11 protein-coding genes, 1 other RNA gene and 1 pseudogene are annotated in these 16,172 nt (G+C 59.4%); 8 read left to right on the top strand and 5 right to left on the bottom strand.

From position 1 onward, the window contains the following. Positions 1–44: 44 nt before the first annotated feature. The 3 genes from yiaY to LG30_RS0103100 all read left to right on the top strand — a co-directional run bounded on the left by yiaY (position 45) and on the right by LG30_RS0103100 (position 2,379). On the top strand, positions 45–1,196 hold the full coding sequence (yiaY, locus tag LG30_RS0103110) for an L-threonine dehydrogenase (RefSeq protein ID WP_033129253.1): 1,152 nt from the start codon (positions 45–47) through the stop codon (positions 1,194–1,196). Between the two features lie 134 nt (positions 1,197–1,330). Next, positions 1,331–1,669 carry an outer membrane protein assembly factor BamE gene (locus LG30_RS0103105; protein WP_005325779.1) on the top strand — a complete coding sequence of 113 codons (339 nt, stop codon included), beginning with the start codon at positions 1,331–1,333 and terminating at the stop codon, positions 1,667–1,669. A gap of 74 nt (positions 1,670–1,743) precedes the next feature. Continuing rightward, the gene (locus LG30_RS0103100) at positions 1,744–2,379 is read left to right on the top strand and encodes an NAD(P)H-binding protein (RefSeq protein WP_033129252.1); all 636 of its coding nucleotides are present in this window, start codon (positions 1,744–1,746) and stop codon (positions 2,377–2,379) included. 105 nt (positions 2,380–2,484) lie between these two features. Here LG30_RS0103100 and LG30_RS0103095 read toward each other — a convergent pair whose 3' ends face one another. Both LG30_RS0103095 and LG30_RS0103090 read right to left on the bottom strand, forming a co-directional pair. After that, positions 2,485–2,844 (bottom strand): RnfH family protein, encoded by a 360-nt coding sequence (locus LG30_RS0103095; RefSeq protein WP_033129251.1) that lies wholly within the window; start codon positions 2,842–2,844, stop codon positions 2,485–2,487. Beyond that, the gene (locus LG30_RS0103090) at positions 2,837–3,271 is read right to left on the bottom strand and encodes an SRPBCC family protein (protein WP_033129250.1); all 435 of its coding nucleotides are present in this window, start codon (positions 3,269–3,271) and stop codon (positions 2,837–2,839) included. The genes LG30_RS0103095 and LG30_RS0103090 overlap by 8 nt, the downstream gene beginning before the upstream one ends. Before the next feature lie 249 nt (positions 3,272–3,520). On the opposite strand from LG30_RS0103090, the gene smpB reads away from it, so the two are divergent. The 3 genes from smpB (at position 3,521) to LG30_RS0103080 (ending at position 13,310) form a co-directional block, all read left to right on the top strand. Continuing rightward, a complete protein-coding gene (smpB, locus tag LG30_RS0103085) occupies positions 3,521–4,009 on the top strand; it encodes an SsrA-binding protein SmpB (RefSeq protein ID WP_033129249.1) in 489 nt (162 codons plus the stop codon). A 122-nt stretch (positions 4,010–4,131) separates the two neighbouring features. Further along, positions 4,132–4,491: a transfer-messenger RNA gene (gene ssrA, locus LG30_RS21295) on the top strand. 278 nt (positions 4,492–4,769) lie between these two features. After that, positions 4,770–13,310 carry a GH36-type glycosyl hydrolase domain-containing protein gene (locus LG30_RS0103080; RefSeq protein WP_052100820.1) on the top strand — a complete coding sequence of 2,847 codons (8,541 nt, stop codon included), beginning with the start codon at positions 4,770–4,772 and terminating at the stop codon, positions 13,308–13,310. A gap of 66 nt (positions 13,311–13,376) precedes the next feature. Here LG30_RS0103080 and LG30_RS0103075 read toward each other — a convergent pair whose 3' ends face one another. Continuing rightward, a complete protein-coding gene (locus tag LG30_RS0103075; RefSeq protein WP_033129248.1) occupies positions 13,377–14,102 on the bottom strand; it encodes a Crp/Fnr family transcriptional regulator in 726 nt (241 codons plus the stop codon). Positions 14,103–14,553: 451 nt separating this feature from the next. Here LG30_RS0103075 and LG30_RS0103070 point away from each other — a divergent pair, with 451 nt between their 5' ends. Continuing rightward, the gene (locus LG30_RS0103070) at positions 14,554–14,862 is read left to right on the top strand and encodes a hypothetical protein (protein WP_033129247.1); all 309 of its coding nucleotides are present in this window, start codon (positions 14,554–14,556) and stop codon (positions 14,860–14,862) included. 193 nt (positions 14,863–15,055) lie between these two features. Here the strand turns inward: LG30_RS0103070 and LG30_RS0103065 are convergent, their stop codons facing one another. Together LG30_RS0103065 and LG30_RS21290 are read right to left on the bottom strand one after the other, a co-directional pair. After that, positions 15,056–15,373 (bottom strand): BON domain-containing protein, encoded by a 318-nt coding sequence (locus tag LG30_RS0103065; protein WP_033129390.1) that lies wholly within the window; start codon positions 15,371–15,373, stop codon positions 15,056–15,058. Between the two features lie 163 nt (positions 15,374–15,536). Then, positions 15,537–15,763: pseudogene (locus tag LG30_RS21290) on the bottom strand (hypothetical protein); the annotation flags it as partial. Between the two features lie 21 nt (positions 15,764–15,784). Here LG30_RS21290 and LG30_RS0103060 point away from each other — a divergent pair. Beyond that, positions 15,785–16,036 (top strand): GlsB/YeaQ/YmgE family stress response membrane protein, encoded by a 252-nt coding sequence (locus LG30_RS0103060; protein WP_033129246.1) that lies wholly within the window; start codon positions 15,785–15,787, stop codon positions 16,034–16,036. The last annotated feature ends 136 nt before the right edge of the window (positions 16,037–16,172 follow it).

Raw genomic sequence — 16,172 nt, 5'->3', positions numbered from 1 at the left:
TGGCGCCCGTATACCACTTAATGGCTAATCATACGGAGTCCATCATGGCGACATTCAAATTCTACATTCCCGCGGTCAACCTGATGGGAGCGGGCTGCCTGCAAGAGGCGGCAGCCGATATCAAGGGCCATGGTTTTCGCAAGGCGCTGATCGTCACCGACAAGGTGCTGAGTCAAATCGGCGTGGTGGCCAGGGTTGCCGCCCTGCTGGCGGAGCATGGCATCGAGAGCGCTGTCTTCGACGAGACCAAACCCAATCCCACCATGACCAACGTCGAGCAGGGGCTGGCCATGCTCAAGGCCAACGGCTGTGATTGCGTGATTTCGCTGGGCGGCGGCTCGCCTCACGACTGCGCCAAGGGCATCGCCCTGGTGGCCACCAACGGCGGCAGCATCGCGGATTACGAAGGGGTGGATCGCTCAGCCAAGCCGCAACTGCCGCTCATCGCCATCAACACCACCGCCGGTACCGCCTCCGAGATGACGCGTTTTTGCATCATCACCGACGAGGCCCGCCACGTGAAGATGGCCATCGTCGACAAGCACGTCACCCCGCTGATGTCGGTCAACGATCCCGAGCTGATGCTGGCCAAGCCCGCCGGCCTCACCGCCGCCACCGGCATGGATGCCCTGACCCACGCCATCGAGGCCTATGTTTCCATCGCCGCCACCCCGGTCACCGACGCCAGCGCCATCATGGCTATTCAGCTGATAGCCAAACACCTGCGCACCGCGGTCAACCAGGGTGACGATCTGCACGCCCGCGAGCAGATGGCCTATGCCCAGTTCCTGGCGGGCATGGCGTTCAACAACGCCAGCCTCGGTTACGTGCACGCCATGGCGCACCAGCTCGGCGGCTTCTACGACCTGCCCCACGGTGTCTGCAATGCGGTGCTGCTGCCCCACGTGCAGGCCTACAACGCTCAGGTGAGTGCCGCTCGCCTCAGGGACGTGGCCCATCACATGGGGGTGGACGTGAGCGCCATGAGCGACGAGCAGGGCGCCGCCGCCGCGATCGATGCTATCCAGCAACTGGCACGGGATGTGAAGATCCCGGCTGGCCTGGAGCAGCTCGGCGTCAGGAGCGATGACTTCGATCTGCTGGCCAGCAACGCCCTGAAAGATGCCTGCGGCTTCACCAACCCCAAGCAGGCGAGCCACGCCGAGATAGTCGCCATCTTCCGCGCCGCCATGTAACCCTTCGCCTGTTTGCCAGGGGCCGCCACGCGGCCCTTTTTATTGGCTGGAGGATCAATGGCTTTTTACTTCCGCACGGGGAGTGGGTATGATTTGCCGAGCTAAAAAGACTGTATGGATGATCTGAACCCGATATGCGGATGAAACACCTGATTGCCGCGGCCCTGACCGCCCTCACTCTGTCCGGTTGCAGCCTGGTCTATCGCATCGATATTCCCCAGGGCAACTATGTGGAACAAAAACAGGTCGACAAGCTGCGCCAGGGCATGACCCGCGAGCAGGTCGAGTTCGTGCTGGGTTCCCCCATGCTGCGGGACGGCTTCGATCCCAACACCTGGTACTATCTCTATGAATTCCAGCCAGGGCGCGGTGACAAGGAGCGCAAGGAGCTGACCCTGAACTTCGTGGGTGACCGACTGGCCACCGCCACGGGAGACTTCCCGCTCCCGGCGGCCTTCACCACCCCGCTCTGATATCCCACAAAACCGGCCAAGGCCGGTTTTGTTTTATAGGCTGATAACTGAGCCCATCCTCCGAGGTGATCACTGTGAGCCAGATATTGATAGCCGGCGCCACCGGCCTGATCGGGCGGGAACTCGTCCGCCAACTCAGGCCTGACCATGAGCTGACCCTGCTCTGCCGCACGCCGGGGGAGCCCGCCCCAAACCGGCGCTGGCTGCCGGTGGACTTCGACCAACTGGACGAGGTCGCCCTGCCCGCCCCCGTCGATGTCGCCTTCTGCTGCCTCGGTACCACCCGCAAGGACGCCGGCTCCGATGCGGCGTTTCGCCGGGTGGATCACGACTATGTGCTGGCCTTCGCCGCCCTCGCCCGTCGCCACGGTTGCCGTCGCCTGATTACCATTTCCAGCCTCGGCGCCAACGCCCGCGCCTCTGCCCTCTATCTGCGCACCAAGGGGGAGGTGGAGCAGGCCCTGCTGGCCCAGGACTGGCAGCGGCTCGCCATCCTGCGCCCCGCCATGCTGCTCGGCCATCGCCAACCGCCGCGCACGTCAGAGCAAGTCATTCAGGCCATCTATCCGCTGATCAGGCCGCTGCTGCAGGGGCCCCTCAGGCGCTGGCGCGCCATCGAGGCGAGCCAGGTGGCCCACGCCATGAAAGTGCTCGCCGAGCAGGATGAGGGTGTCGAGACGGTGGAAAACGAGCGGCTGCTCGTGCTGTGAACCTTTAGTCTTACAGCAGTTCATCCCATTTCAGGGATGCAAAGCAGCATCCAATAACAAGAGGCGCCGTGGCGCCTCTTGTTTATTCCAACGACGCAACCCGCATCAGGTCGGTTCGGCATCGCCCCGCTTGCGGTGCACATCGGGCCGGCCGCCGGTCACCACGTCGGCACGCCCCTCTTCCTTGGCCTTCTCGGCCCGCTTCTTGCGCATCTCTTTCGGGTCGGCGATCAGCGGCCGGTAGATCTCGATGCGATCCCCTTCCTGCACCGGCTCGGCGCCCTTGACCGGACGGCTGTAGATGCCGAACTTGTTGACCGCGAGATCGATCTCCGGGTGCTTCTGCACTATGCCGGACTGCTCGATGGCGGCCAGTACGCTGGTGCCGGGAGCAACCCGGATACGCAGCACGGTCTGCCGCTCTGGCAGGGCATAGGCGACTTCGATATCGAGCAGATCAGACACCGTACACCACCTTGGCGCGGTTGGAGAAGGCGAGCACCATGGAGCCCACCAGATCGCGGAAGATCTGGCCAAAGGCCAGCTCGATCAGCTTGGAGGTAAATTCGAAATCGAGGTCGAACTCCACCTTGCAGGCATCCACATCCAGCGGCGTGAAGGTCCACCAGCCCGCCAGCGTCTTGAAGGGGCCTTCCACCAGCTCCATCTTGATGGTGCGGTTGGCGTCGAGCTGATTGCGGGTGGTGAAGGTCTTGGCGATGCCTGCCTTGGCCACGTCCACCGAGGCCATCATGTAGTCTTCTCCCGTCTCGTGAACGCGGCTGCCGACGCAACCGGGCAAGAATTCGGGATAAGCGTGAACGTCGTTGACCAGCCGGAACATTTGTTCCGCGCTGAACATCACCAGGGCACTGCGAGTAATACGGGGCATGGGCTTTCCTCTTCCAATCGGCCCGATTTTACCACCTTGTCAGCCAAAATCACCGCCGAAACGGTCCAGAAAGCCATCACCCGACCAATCGCTCATTTTTTCGCCTTCGTTAATCACGCATACATCACCTTGCCAGCCAAAATCCCTCCTGGATCGCTCACAAAGCCACCACTCGAGCGGTTGCGCGTTTTACAGCCGCCGCCACCCACGTATAATGCGCCTTCATCAACATTGCCGAAGGCCCCCGTCATGAGCAAAAAGAACAGTAAAAACAAAGCCGGGTCCAGCACCATTGCACTCAACAGAGCCGCCCGCCACGAGTACTTCATCGAAGAGCGCGTGGAAGCCGGTCTGTCCCTGCAAGGGTGGGAAGTGAAATCCCTGCGGGCGGGCAAGGCCAATATCAGCGAAGCCTATGTCATCTTCATGCAGGGTGAAGCCTTCCTGTTTGGCGCCACCTTCCTGCCGCTGAACGCCGCCTCCAGCCACGTGGTCTGCGACCCGACCCGCACCCGCAAACTGCTGCTGAGCCGCCGTGAACTCGACAAACTCGAGAGCCTGGTGGCACGTCAGGGCTACACCATAGTGCCGCTGGCGCTCTACTGGAAAGAGTGCTGGGTCAAGGTCGAGATCGGCCTGGTGAAGGGCAAGAAAGAACACGACAAGCGGGAAGACACCAAGGCCCGCGAATGGGATCGGGAGAAATCCCGCATCATGAAGAACAAGAACCGCGGTTGATGCCGTGCCACCTGCCGATGAGTGGCGCCCAATAAACCAGCAATCGACCGGCACCAGCCGGTCGATTGCCATCAACGCCTTGCCATGACAGGATTTTTGCGTACAATCGGCTTTGACAACTTGGGGCTGATTCTGGATTCGACAAGATTCACGAAACCCAAGGTGCATGCCGAGGTGCGGTAGGCCTCGTTAATAAACCGCAAAAAAATAGTCGCAAACGACGAAAACTACGCACTCGCAGCTTAATAACCTGCGCTGAGCCCTTCTCCCCTAGCTTGCCTGTGTCCTAGGGAAACGGAAGGTCATCCTTCACAGGATCGTGTGGAAGTCCTGCTCGGGGCGGAAGCATTAAAACCAATCGAGCTAGTCAATTCGTGGCGTGTCTCTCCGCAGCGGGTTGGCGAATGTAAAGAGTGACTAAGCATGTAGTACCGAGGATGTAGTAATTTTGGACGGGGGTTCAAATCCCCCCAGCTCCACCAAACGTTTGGAAAAGGCCACTTCGCAAGAAGTGGCCTTTTTTTATCTTGTGTGCCTTAGCGAACCGACAACCGTCTGTCTGCCCTTCATAGTCTCCGTATTTGCAGAAACCTCGATTGCAAGAGAGCTCGTCCCTGACCAATTCATGATGCCTTGGCAGGTCAATCATGAGCCTTCATGCTTCTTCAATCAGCCGCAACAATGGAGCAAGCATGCGAATGCCAAACCGGGTACGCCGTGAATTGATACCTGATGATGGCCAATCATCGAAGGCAGCCCGATGAGTCGCTGGCATGCCAGGCTGTTTGGGCATCAAGCACCCTGGCAAAATGACGTGCCCATCCGGGAAGAGCTGTTCGGTATCGAGCGGTTGGAGCTCCATGCCATGACGTTGGCAGCTGCGCAAGCTGTCACGACCCAACCCATTGCGGTGCAACCACTACATCGTCGTCTGAAAGAGAATGAAGCGGTCTTGCTCACCGCCTACCAGGCCAGCGCGGCCGAGCTGGAGCAGGGGCGCGAACTGACTCATGCGGCTGAGTGGTTCCTCGATAATTACCATCTGGTCGAAACCCAGATCCAGGAGATCCGCAGCAGTCTTCCCCCCGCTTATTACCGCCAACTGCCAAAGCTGGCAGAGGGGCCGCTGGCCGGCTACCCCAGGGTCTTCGGGATTGCCTGGGCTTTCGTTGCACACAACGACAGTCATTTCGATCCCGAGCTCCTGAGCCGTTTCATCCTGGCTTATCAGCGGGTGCAACCCCTGACCATCGGCGAGCTGTGGGCCGTCTCCATCACCCTCAGAATCGTCCTTATCGAGAACCTGCGCCGTCTGGCCGAGCAGATCACGCTCGCGCGGCGCATCAGGGCCGATGCGGACGCGCTCTGTTCACGGCTCCTTGTCTCTGGCTCTGCCTTGTCCGCACTCAATGAAGAGATTGCCATGCGTGCCGACGGCCCCCTCTCCGAGCTCTTCGCCGCCCAGCTGGCCAAACAATTGCGGGATCAGGATCCACTGACCACCCCCGCCCTCGGCTGGCTCGAAGAGCGACTCACTGCGCAAGGATCCTCGGTGGAAAAGGTGGTGAGACATGCACAACAACGACAGGGAGCCTCTAACGTCACGATCCGCAATATCATCACCAGCATGCGCCTTATCTCGGACATCGACTGGAGCGATCTGTTTGAAGAGATGAGCCTGGTTGACCAGCAGCTACGGGCGAACAGTGACTTTGCCAGCATGGATTTCGCCACCCGCAATCTCTATCGCTGTGCCATTGAGCAATTGGCCCGGTTTTCCCCCCATGACGAGTTGGCCGTCACGGCCAGCGTCTTGGCCGCCACTGCGCAGGCTACCCCGGACGACATCCAGCGAAGAGCACAGGATCCCGGTTATCACCTGATTGCCGAAGGCCGGCCCGCACTGGAAAAAGCGCTGGATTTTCGCCCGCCAGCAGGGCTTCGCCTGCACCGCATCCACGCCAGACTCGGCATTGTGGGCTATATCGGCATCATCGCCCTGCTGACGATCGCCTTGCTGGCACTCACCTATGGCCTCCTCACTGGGCCAGAGCGCGACGCCCTCTGGCTCATCCCCTTCATCCTGTTCGCATGCCTGCCCGCACAGGGAGCGGCCATCGCCTTGATCAACAGCTTCCTCGGCAGTTATCTGGTGCCAAAGCCCTTACCCGCCATGGATCTCCACCACGGCGTGCCCTCCTCGTTGCGTACCCTGGTGGTCATTCCCACCCTGTTAACCTCTCATGCCGACCTGAGGGCTCAGGTCGCCCAACTGGAGGTGCATCATCTGTCAGGGATCGGTGGCGACCTCACTTTTGCGCTGCTCAGTGATGGCATGGATGCCAGCCAGGAGATCATGCCCGATGACGACGCCCTGCTGGCCGACGTCCGTCAGGTCATTGCCGAGTTGAACCACAAATATGGCCCCGGGCCTGCTGGCGATCGTTTCCTGTTGCTCCATCGCCATCGCCGCTTCAACCCCGGCGAAAGCTGCTGGATGGGGTGGGAGCGCAAGCGGGGCAAGCTCCATGAACTGAACCGCTTGCTGCGCGGCGCCACCGATACCAGCTTCATGGCGCTCGATGGGCAACCGCCTACAGTCCCGGGTTCGGTGCGCTATGTGATCACCCTGGATGCGGACACCCGCCTGCCTCGGGATACCGCCAGCCGACTGATTGCCAAGATGGCTCACCCACTCAACCAGGCTTGCCTGGATGCGGATCACCAACGCGTCACCCAGGGCTACGGTATTCTCCAGCCACGGGTCACCCCCTCGCTGCCAATGGAACAGGATGGCTCCTATTACCAGTGGATCTACTCAGGGCCCGGTGGCATGGACCCTTACGCCGCCGCCTCCTCGGACATCTATCAAGACCTGTTTGGCGAAGGTTCTTTCACCGGGAAAGGCATCTACGACGTCGATGCCTTCGGTGCCGCCCTGGAGGCGCGCGTGCCGGAGAACAGCCACCTGAGCCATGATCTGTTCGAGGGGATCTTCGCACGGGCGGGCCTGGCAACCGATATCGAGGTCGTCGAGGAGTTCCCCTCCCGCTATGACGTCAGTATCAAGCGCCAGCACCGCTGGACAAGAGGCGACTGGCAACTGCTGAGCTGGATCTGCCATATCCGACGCGGGTCGGATGCCCTGCCCCTCGTCGGACGCTGGAAGCTGTTTGATAACCTCTGTCGTTCGCTGTTGCCCCCCAGCACCTTCTTGGCGCTGCTCGCGGCCTGGCAACTGCCACTGGATACCGGCATCAGGGCGACGCTGCTGCTCCTTGCCGGGCTGGCGCTGCCGATCTTCTTGCCGCTGCTCTTCGATCTGCTTCCCCGCAGGCGAGACATTTTATGGCGCCATCACCTGGCCAAGATAGGCAACAACCTGCAACGTGCCGCCATGCAGTTGCTGCTCAGCCTGGTCTTTCTGGTCGATCAGGCCTGGCGCATGCTGGATGCCATAGTCCGCACCCTGTTCCGGTTGTCTTTCTCCCATCGTCACCTGTTGGAGTGGACCACGGCGGCGCAAACTGCCGGATCACCACGCCTCGCCTGCGTGGGGTTTTATCGGCTGATGGCGGCGGCTGTGATGCTGGGGATGGGGGCGAGCGCCATGACCCTGCTCAGTACCCCCACCGCCTGGCCCCTGGTGCTTCCCTTTGGGGGACTCTGGCTGCTGGCACCGCTGGCCGCGTACTGGACGAGTCGGCCCTCCTGTCAGGCCAAGACGCTCACTTGCAGTGCGAAGGAGGCCGTGGCACTGCGGCTGATAGCACGCCAGACCTGGCGCTATTTCGAGACCTTCGTCACCGACCTTGACAACCAGTTGCCACCGGACAACGTGCAGGAAAGCCCCGAACAGGTCATTGCCCATCGCACCTCTCCCACCAACATGGGGCTCTATTTGCTCGCCACCCTGGCGGCCAACGACTTCGGCTGGGCCGGGCTCGGTGCCACCCTCAAGCGACTGGAAACCACCCTGGCAGTGATGCAGCGCTTGCCTCGCTTCAAGGGCCACTTTTTCAACTGGTATGACACCCGAAGCCTGCTGACCCTGGAGCCCGCCTATGTCTCTTCGGTTGACAGTGGCAACCTGGCAGGCCATCTGCTGGTCGTCGCAACCGCCTGCGAACACTGGCAACAACAACCCGGCTCCGGCGCCGCCCGAAGCGGCTTGCAGGATACCTGTCTGCTGGCCGAGCAGGCCCTGCACGCCTATCTCGCCCAGCCCTACACCATACAGTCCAACATGCCACAGCAAGCGATCACCGCCTATCTGAGCGAGATCCACCACCAGCTATTCGGCCAGCAGCCGATGGCGCAGCTGCTGCCCATACTCGCCAAGCTGACGGCGCAAACCGCCAGCATGGCGCACCATTTTTGCCGCAGCGGAGATCAACACGCTGGCGCTGAACTCACCTTCTGGCTGGATGCGTTGAGGCTGGCGGTGACTGAGCATGCGGAGGATCAGCGGTCGTTCCCCCAACTTCCGCCATCATTGCGACTGCGGTTGCAGGCCATCGCCAACGCGGCACGCGCGCTGGCCATGGGGATGGACTTCACCTTCTTGCTCAATTCACAACGCAAGCTGCTCTCCATCGGTTACTCCCTGACCGATAACCGGCTCGATGCCAGTTGCTACGATCTGCTCGCCTCCGAGGCCAGGCTCGCCAGCCTGTTTGCCATCGCCAAGGGCGATGTCGTCACCCGTCACTGGTTTCGTCTGGGCCGAGCTGTCACCCCGGTGGGGCAGGCCACCGTGCTGATCTCCTGGTCCGGTTCCATGTTCGAATACCTGATGCCCTCGCTGGTCATGCGGGCCCCCATCGGTTCACAGCTGGAGCAAACCAACCGCCTGATCGTCGCGCTGCAGATCCGCTATGGCCGTGCGCTTGGCATTCCATGGGGCATTTCCGAGTCGGCTTACAACGCCAGGGACCTGGAGTTCACCTATCAATACTCCAACTTTGGCATTCCTCGCTTGGCCCTCAAGCGTGGGCTGGCGGAAGATCGCGTGATCGCCCCCTACGCCACCGCGCTGGCAGCCATGGTCAACCCCGGCGCAGCACTGAAGAATTTCGAGCGGCTGGCCATGCTGGGAGGGGCTGGACGTTACGGCTTTTACGAGGCGCTGGACTTCACCCGGGCGCGGTTGCCCGACAATCAGCAGGTCGCCATCGTGCAGAACTTCATGGCCCATCATCAGGGGATGACGGTCGTGGCCATTGCCAACGCGCTGCAAGAGGGACGAATGCGCACCCGCTTTCATCAAGAACCCATCATTCAAGCCTGTGAGCTGCTGTTACAGGAGCGGATACCGCAGGACATGACCATCATCCGGACGCGTGGCGCAGAGATAAAAGCATCCCAGACCCAGAGCCGCCAGGACGTCAGCGCGGTACGGCGGTTGTTGTCCTCGGTCCATGGCGCCCCGGTGACTCACCTGCTCTCCAATGGCCGTTACTCTGTCATGCTCACCAGTGCGGGATCCGGCTACAGCCGTTGGCGCGACATCGCCATCACCCGTTGGCAGGCGGACAGCACCCGTGACCACCTGGGCTACTTCCTGTTCCTGCACGATGCCCAAAGTGGCGAGACCTGGTCTCCTTGCTCGCAGCCTCTGGGACGCACCACCAACGAGGAGGAGGTCGTGTTTGCCGAGGATCGCGCCCATTTCCTTCATCAGAACGGCCGTCTGACCACCACCATGGAGGTGCTGGTGTCGGGTGAGGGAGATGGCGAGGTACGGCGTGTCTCGCTGACCAACCGTGGCCGCCATCGCCGCGATATCGAGCTCACCTCCTATGCCGAAATAGTGCTGACCACACCGGAAGCCGATCGGGCCCATCCCGCCTTTGCCAAGCTCTTTGTGGTCACCGAATACCTGCCGGAGACAAGGGCGCTGATCGCTACCCGGCGCCCCAGATCCCCTGAGGAGACCGAGGTGTGGGCGGCACATTTCATCATCGTCGAGGGCCCATCCGTGGGGGTCCTCCAATACGAATCCGATCGCGCCCGATTCATCGGTCGCGGCCGGACCCTTGCCTCGGCGCAGGCCTTGCAGCGGGGGGCCCTGCTGTCAGATACCACGGGCACTGTGCTCGACCCCATCTTCTCGCTGCGCCAGCTGGTGCAGGTCCTGCCGGGCGGCAGTACCCATGTGGCCTTCTGGACCCTGGTTGCCTCATCGCGATCGGCGCTGCTCGACCTCATCGATCAGCACCACAATCGCTATGCCTTTGAACGCGCCAAGACGCTGGCCTGGACCCAGGCACAGGTACAACTGAACCACCTGAATATTCAGGCGTCCGATGCCGCCAATTTCCAACGGCTGGCCGCCCCTTTGCTCTACGCCGATCCCCGTTTTCGCGCCGCCTCCAGCGCCATCCTGCAGGGGCTGGCACCGCAGTCCCTGCTCTGGCAACAGTCCATCTCGGGGGATTTGCCCATACTGCTGCTGCGTATCGACGATATCGAGGACCTGGCTCAGGTACGCGAGCTGCTGCTCGCCCATGAATATCTGCGCATGAAGCGGCTGGCCGTCGATCTGGTGATCATCAATGAGCACGCCTCCACCTATGTGCAGGATCTGCAAAACAGCATCGAGACGGCCGTGCGCAGCAGCCAGTCTCGGCCACGCTTCCATGCGGAACTGGCACAAGGGTCTGTGTACACTGTGCGAACCGATCTGATGAGTCCCGAGGTGCGCGATCTGTTGTTCGCGGCGGCGCGTGTCGTGCTGACGGCACGCCGGGGATCGCTGCAACAACAGCTGGCCCGCCTGCCCGACTCTCCGCCGTTCCCGCCCCCCGGGCCTGTCGTCAGGCCACGGCACGCCGCGCCATTCAAGCATCCACATCATCCAGAGCTGGAGTTTTTCAATGGGCTGGGCGGCTTTGCCAAAGAGGGTCGCGAGTATGTCACCCTGCTCACCGATGAGCAGATGACCCCGGCGCCCTGGATCAATGTGGTGGCCAATCCCCACTTTGGTTTCCAGGCCTCCGCCGAAGGCAGTGGTTACACCTGGAGCGACAACAGCAAAGAGAACCAACTGACGGCCTGGTCCAATGATCCCGTGACGGATCCCGGCGGTGAAGTCATTTACCTGCGCGATGAAGATACGCTTGAGCTATGGAGCGTCACCGCCCAGCCCATTCGCGATAGTGGCAGCTATATCGCCCGTCATGGGTTTGGTTATTGCCGCTTCGAACATCAGGCCCATGGGATCCACAGCGAACTGCTGCAATATGTCCCCGTCGCGGATCCCGTCAAGATTTCTCGCCTGACGTTGCACAACCTCACCCGAACCCCACGTCGGCTAATGGTCACCGGTTATGTGGAATGGATTCTAGGCGCATCCCGCCCCCTGACCGCCCCCTATATCACCACTAGGATGGATGCCCAGACCGGTGCCATGCTGGCACACAATCCCTGGAGTACCGCTTTCCCCAACCAGGTCGCATTCTTCGATCTCGGCGGCCAGCAAACCAGCTGGACCGCCGATCGCAGGGAGTTTCTCGGCAACCACGGACAGCTGTCTGCACCCGCCGCGCTGACAAGGCGCCACCGGCTATCCTGCCGAACGGGTGCGGGAATGGATCCCTGCGCCGCCTTGCAGACCGAGATCCTGCTTGCGCCAGGTCAGCGCCTGGAGCTTGTCATCCTGCTCGGCGAAGGGCGCTCGGCCGAACAGGCCAGTGCCCTTGTCACCCGCTATCGTCAGGATCTCGATGTTGTGCAAGACGAGGTGGCCAGCCAATGGCAGGCACTGCTTGGGGCCATCCAGGTCAAGACCCCTGACAGAGCCATGGATATCATGCTCAATGGCTGGCTGTTGTATCAGACACTCGCTTGCCGAGTCTGGGCGCGCTCGGCGTTTTATCAGGCCGGGGGAGCCTATGGTTTTCGCGATCAACTGCAAGATGGAATGGCACTCAGCTTTGCCCAGCCCCAGGCCACCAGACAACATTTGCTGCGCGCCGCGGCGCGCCAGTTTATTGAAGGTGATGTTCAGCACTGGTGGCTTCCTCATTCCGGACAAGGGGTGCGCACCCGGATCTCTGATGACAGGATTTGGTTGGCCTTCGCGACGGCCACCTACATTCTAGACACGGCCGATGACGCCATTCTCGATGAGATCATTCCGTTTATTGAAGGTCCGCAACTGGGCCTGAACGAACAGGATGCCTTCTTCCTGCCAGCCATTTCCGACGAATCGGCCTCCCTGTTTGAACATTGCGCTCGCGGACTGGATCAAGCCATAGAGCTGACGGGCAGCAATGGTCTGCCCCCCATCGGCTCGGGGGACTGGAACGATGGCATGAATCTGGTCGGCAGCGAAGGCAAGGGAGAGAGCGTCTGGCTGGGCTGGTTGCTGCTGCGCACCATCATGCTGTTCGCCCCCTTGGCCCGCTCCCGTCAGGACCCGCGCGCCGAGCGCTGGGAGGCCCACGCCCAGCGGGTGGGGGTCGCGTTGGAACGCAAAGCCTGGGATGGCGCCTGGTATCGTCGTGCGACCTTCGATGACGGCACCTGGCTGGGCTCAAAAGATAGCTCTGAGTGCCAGATAGACTCTATCGCACAGTCCTGGGCCATCCTGTCCGGTGTTGCCGATCCCACCCGTGCCATGACGGCGATGCAATCCCTGGAGAAATACCTGATCCGCTACGATGAGGCGCTGGTGCTGCTCTTTAGCCCTCCCTTCGATAAGCTGACTCAAAACCCGGGCTATATTCGCGGCTACCCGCCTGGATTGCGTGAAAATGGTGGCCAATACACCCATGCCGCGACCTGGGCCATCCTTGCCTTTTCAAGGCTCGGGGAGTGCAACAAGGCTCATAACCTGTTCGCACTGCTCAACCCCATCAATCATGCCAAGAATGCCGCTGACGTTGAGCGCTACAAGGTGGAACCCTATGTCATGGCGGCAGATATCTACTCTGTCGCGCCGCACATTGGTCGCGGTGGCTGGACCTGGTACACGGGGGCGGCAGGCTGGATGTATCAGGCAGGCATTGAGGGCATATTGGGGATACATCGTGAGGGGCATTTTTTACGCATCGATCCTCACTTGCCCAGACATTGGCCAGGATTTAGCGCCGAGATAACGATGGAGGCCACCCGCTACAGCATAGAGGTAGACATTGGGGAGCCGTCGGAGAGACAAACCGGCACCATTCGACTGGATGGGGTCGCTCTCCCCCCAAGTGATCGCCCCTTACGAGTACCACTGGATGGTGGCCAGCATCAGCTTCACATCACGATGGGATGCCATGCCCCTGCGTGCGAGGCTGTGGAGTTGTAATTCGCATCACAGGGGGGAGCATGCCATATGCGTGTCTCGCATCGACTTGCTGCAATCGGGATGGTGTCAAGGCCTGGGTTTTTTGGGTAGATAGGGTAACAGGCGGTCTGTCTCCGCCTTCACCACGGCATAACATTCGCAGCAGAGCTGCTCAAGCTTGGGTCTGTCCAGCACGGTAATATGACCACGGCTGTACTCGATGACACCCAGCTTCTGCAGCTTGCCTGCCGCATCCGTCACCCCTTCCCGGCGAACCCCCAACATGTTGGAAATCAGCTCCTGGGTCATTGAGAGCTGATCGCCGGACAGCCTGTCCAGTGACAACAGCAACCAACGGCAGAGCTGCTGATCGATGGTATGGTGACGATTGCATACTGCCGTCTGGGCCATTTGAGTCAGCAGCGCCTGGGTGTAACGCAACACCAGATGCAACATGTCCCCATGCAGGTTGAACTCGGTTTTCAGCAAGTTCCCCTTGAGACGGTAGGCATGGCCTGCGCTCTGCACCAGGGCCCGGCTTGTCGTGCTCTCACCCCCCATAAACAACGCCACCCCGATGAGTCCTTCATTGCCGACCACGGAGATCTCCGCCGAGGCGCCATCTTGCATCACGTACAGTAATGAGACGATGCAATCAATGGGAAAGTAGACATAACGCAAGGTATCACCAGATTCGTACAACACCTTACCCAGTGGCAACTCGCTATATTCAAGATGCGGCAACAAACGCTGAAAGACCTCTGCAGGCAAGGCCGCCAGTAAGTGATTCTGCAGTGGATGATGTGCGGGCATATCTTTTTCCATGTTATTTTTTCACTCAACAAGGATATACAAAAATCTACGGGGTGGATAAAAACCAACCACAGTGGTGCCAATGAAGTCTCTTTGACATCGGTTATCTGCGTTGACTTTCTGTTTGCAGGGCAAAAATACTCGTGCCTATGTGCTACAACGAACCGACATCACAACGTCGATACATCAGACTCGAGGGATATTCACCGCAGATGCAATGGCATGAGCCGTGAATTATATGATGTGACAAGAGGAGCCCTGACCCCGGGCTAAGATAATATGATGCCAAATATCATCGCGGGACCGGACAAGTTGTTCTTATATCACTTAATCGCATTGTGGGTAGCAGGCACACCCCTTTTAAACCACCCGTATCCGTTTGGTATTGGCCAACGCCGAATATACGTAGCCTGATACCACAGATATATCATATTGAATATGGAGAACGATCATGATCACATCTGACAAGAGTAGAAGTACCGCTGGCACGAAAGGCGCCCCTCAGCCAGAAATCACCCCCCCTGCTAACGGGACACACCCGGCTGTCGAGCAGATGACCCAAAGTACCCATAAGGTAGTCGACAAGCTCGCCGATGCGGTAAACTCGGCAACGACCACCTTCAACGACAAAAATAAGGACTTACAAGAAGCAAAGGACTCGTATTTCAAAAAAGTACGAACTCAAATCAAGAACAATCCCATGAGTTATGTGATGTTGGCAGTGTTGCTCGGATTTCTGGTGGCCTGGATATTTTTTTAATCCTATAGCTCTCCAAGAACCGTTTTTGGCACAACCCAAGAAAAAGCATAAAACAAAGTTAAAACATGTTCATATATATCAATTTATTTTCGACTGTTAATAACGAATCATGGCACCACAGATAATACACAGCAGTAAAACACATCGACTGGACGCTGTGTTTTACTGCTGTAGATAACATAAACCATCTCTATTATTTAAGATGCAGATTGTTCTTCACTGACGTCACACCTTCGACACCACTAGCTACGGCACCGGCTTTTGAAATATTGGCCTCTTTACTGACGAAACCACTGAGCTGCACTACGCCTTTGAAGGTTTCTACACTGATTTCAGCTGACTTGAGGTCTGGATCGGCAAAAATAGCAGACATGACCTTGGTGGTGACTACGGAGTCATCAATATACTCCCCGGTTCCTTCTTTATTGGCCGTTGACGCACAACCAACCGCCGCGGCTGATAGCAATGCTATTGCTGCAAAGTTTCTGGCAATACTGTTTAGGTTTTTCATGATAAGCATGACTCCAACTTGACGGTAGGGTGCCAATCAACAAGATAACAAGGACAGCATTCTGCCTATGCAGTGGCACTCCCAATAGGCAGTGATTGATATATGACGAACATTGGGTCAACTATTGACCCCCGACCCTATCTATACTGGTAACACATCTAAACTACCCTTGCTTGCCTATCCCGTCTGTACGCTGCCGAACAAAGTAGGTCATTGTTCGCCGGGATGGGATTGACGGCATCAGTTTCACAGGAATGGGATAATCCGTCTTCTCGATACAGGCTCGCACCACGGCTCGCAGCCACTCCTGCGGGCAACGCGACCCCGTCGTTTGCCCATCTCCACCAACAACAGAATGCGCTGGCGAAACAACTCACCGCGATCAGACCACCGAAGAACAAGGAGAATGATATGAGTGAAAACATGCTGTGGTTTCTCATCGTGGGATTGATCGCCGGTTGGCTGGCGGGGGTGCTGGTCAAAGGGGGCGGCTTCGGACTGATTGGCGATCTCGTCGTGGGTGTGCTCGGTGCCTTTGTTGGCGGCTGGCTGTTCACCACCTTTGGTGTCGCCATGGGCGGTGGCCTGTTCGGCAGCATCCTGGTGGCGACGATAGGGGCCGTCGTGCTGCTCCTGATCGTGCGTATCATCAGACGCGTGTAGGGGCATCCGAGCTTTTTATCCGGAATCCGGACAATGTGCAGGGATGAGGTTCTGAATGGCGGTTCGGCACGCGGCTCGCGTCACACCTGGCGATGACCTCTTCCCCGACGCACAGGGATGAGCACTGGCATGGCGC

It is taken from the genome of Aeromonas aquatica (assembly GCF_000764655.1).
In the GTDB taxonomy this organism is placed as follows: Bacteria; Pseudomonadota; Gammaproteobacteria; order Enterobacterales; family Aeromonadaceae; genus Aeromonas; species Aeromonas aquatica.
This window is presented reverse-complemented; position numbering and strand designations above follow the sequence as displayed.

Coding starts and splice junctions, on each gene's coding strand:
- LG30_RS0103060 (WP_033129246.1), top strand. CDS start 15,785: ATGAGTGAAAACATGCTGTGGTTTCTCATCGTGGGATTGATCGCCGGT.
- LG30_RS0103080 (WP_052100820.1), top strand. CDS start 4,770: ATGAGTCGCTGGCATGCCAGGCTGTTTGGGCATCAAGCACCCTGGCAA.
- smpB (WP_033129249.1), top strand. CDS start 3,521: ATGAGCAAAAAGAACAGTAAAAACAAAGCCGGGTCCAGCACCATTGCA.
- LG30_RS0103070 (WP_033129247.1), top strand. CDS start 14,554: ATGATCACATCTGACAAGAGTAGAAGTACCGCTGGCACGAAAGGCGCC.
- LG30_RS0103090 (WP_033129250.1), bottom strand. CDS start 3,271: ATGCCCCGTATTACTCGCAGTGCCCTGGTGATGTTCAGCGCGGAACAA.
- LG30_RS0103105 (WP_005325779.1), top strand. CDS start 1,331: ATGCGGATGAAACACCTGATTGCCGCGGCCCTGACCGCCCTCACTCTG.
- yiaY (WP_033129253.1), top strand. CDS start 45: ATGGCGACATTCAAATTCTACATTCCCGCGGTCAACCTGATGGGAGCG.
- LG30_RS0103065 (WP_033129390.1), bottom strand. CDS start 15,373: ATGAAAAACCTAAACAGTATTGCCAGAAACTTTGCAGCAATAGCATTG.
- LG30_RS0103075 (WP_033129248.1), bottom strand. CDS start 14,102: ATGCCCGCACATCATCCACTGCAGAATCACTTACTGGCGGCCTTGCCT.